Source organism: Microbispora sp. NPDC004025 (assembly GCF_053604425.1).
This window is the reverse complement of record NZ_JBSGHN010000046.1, coordinates 1-1,530: the sequence shown is the minus strand read 5'-3', so window position 1 is coordinate 1,530 and position 1,530 is coordinate 1. Positions and strand designations below refer to the sequence as shown.

The following is a 1,530-nucleotide window of genomic DNA, read 5'->3' as shown; positions in this document are numbered from 1 at the left end:
ACAGCGGTGTGCTGAAGGCCACGGTGACCTACAGCCCGACGATGGCCGCCTCGGCGATCAAGCTGGCGCGACTGATCGCGCAGGGCAAGGGCATGAGCGACCTGCTGGAGCAGCAGGTGCCGCAGTCGATCACCCTGACCTCGGAGACCGTCACCAAGGACAACGCCGACAAGTACCTGCCGACCGGCTTCGAATCCTGATAGGGGGAGATATTCAGTGACAGACAGCAAGCCGACGCTGGGCGTCGGCATGGTGGGGTACGCGTTCATGGGACGCGTGCACTCGCAGGCATGGCGGAGCGTCTCCTCGTTCTTCGACCTGCCCGTACGGCCCGTCATGGCGGCCCTGGCCGGGAGGTCGCCCGAGCGCACGGCCGAGGCCGCGGCGACGCTCGGCTGGGCGGCGGTGGAGACCGACTGGAAGCGGCTCCTCGAGCGTGACGACGTGCAGGTCGTCGACATCTGCACGCCCGGCGACAGCCACGCGGAGATCGCGGTCGCGGCGCTGGAGGCGGGCAAGCACGTCATCTGCGAGAAGCCGCTCGCCAACACCGTGGCCGAGGCCGAGGCCATGGCCGCCGCCGCCCGCGCGGCGGCGGCGCGCGGCGTGCGCAGCATGGTCGCCTTCAACTACCGCCGGGTGCCCGCCGTCGCGCTGGCCCGGCGGTTCGTCGAAGAGGGCAGGCTCGGGGAGATCCGGCACGTGCGGGCGCAGTACCTGCAGGACTGGATCGTCGACCCCGAGTTCCCCCTGGTCTGGCGCCTGCAGAAGGACAAGGCCGGATCCGGGGCTCTCGGCGACATCGGCGCCCACATCATCGACACCGCGCAGTTCGTCGTCGGCCGGTCGCTGACCGGGGTGAGCGCGATCACCGAGACCTTCGTCAAGCAGCGTCCGCTCGCCGAGGGGTCGAGCGGCCTGGCCGGCCAGGGCGGCACCGGTGAGATGGGCGAGGTGACGGTGGACGACGCCGCGCTGTTCATCGGCCGTTTCGAGGGCGGGGCGCTGGCCTCCTTCGAGGCCACCCGGTTCGCCGCGGGACGCAAGAACGCGCTGCGCATCGAGGTCAACGGATCGCTGGGCAGCCTGTCCTTCGACTTCGAGGCGATGAACGAGCTGTGGTTCCACGACCACACGCTCGACGCCGCCGAGGGCGGGTTCCGGCGGATCCTCGTCACCGAGGCGGACCACCCGTACGCCGGGGCGTGGTGGCCGCCGGGTCACGGCCTCGGCTACGAGCACACCTTCACCCACGAGGTGAAGGACTTCATCGAGGCGGTGGCCGCAGGCGCCGACCCCGCACCGTCCTTCGAGGACGGGCTCCGGGTGCAGAAGGTGCTCGCCGCGGTCGAGGAGAGCGCGGCCGCCGGGTCGGGCTGGACCTCGATTTGATTGTCCACAGGACTGTGAGAACGGGTGTGATATGACGCGACCGATCACGTTGTTCACGGGGCAGTGGGCGGACCTGCCGTTCGAGGAGGTCTGCCGCCTCGCCTCCGAATGGGGCTACGACGGCCTGGAACTCGCCTG

At 70.3% G+C, this 1,530-nt stretch carries 1 protein-coding gene and 2 pseudogenes; all 3 read left to right on the top strand.

Annotation, left to right across the window (positions count from 1 at the left end; all coding sequences use genetic code 11):
• Positions 1-200 (top strand): annotated as a pseudogene (locus tag ACWEQG_RS39020) (sugar ABC transporter substrate-binding protein); the annotation flags it as partial.
• A 16-nt stretch (positions 201-216) separates the two neighbouring features.
• Complete coding sequence (locus ACWEQG_RS39015; protein WP_452292689.1) at positions 217-1,392, top strand: Gfo/Idh/MocA family protein; 1,176 nt, start codon at positions 217-219, stop codon at positions 1,390-1,392.
• A 31-nt stretch (positions 1,393-1,423) separates the two neighbouring features.
• Positions 1,424-1,530 (top strand): annotated as a pseudogene (locus ACWEQG_RS39010) (sugar phosphate isomerase/epimerase); the annotation flags it as partial.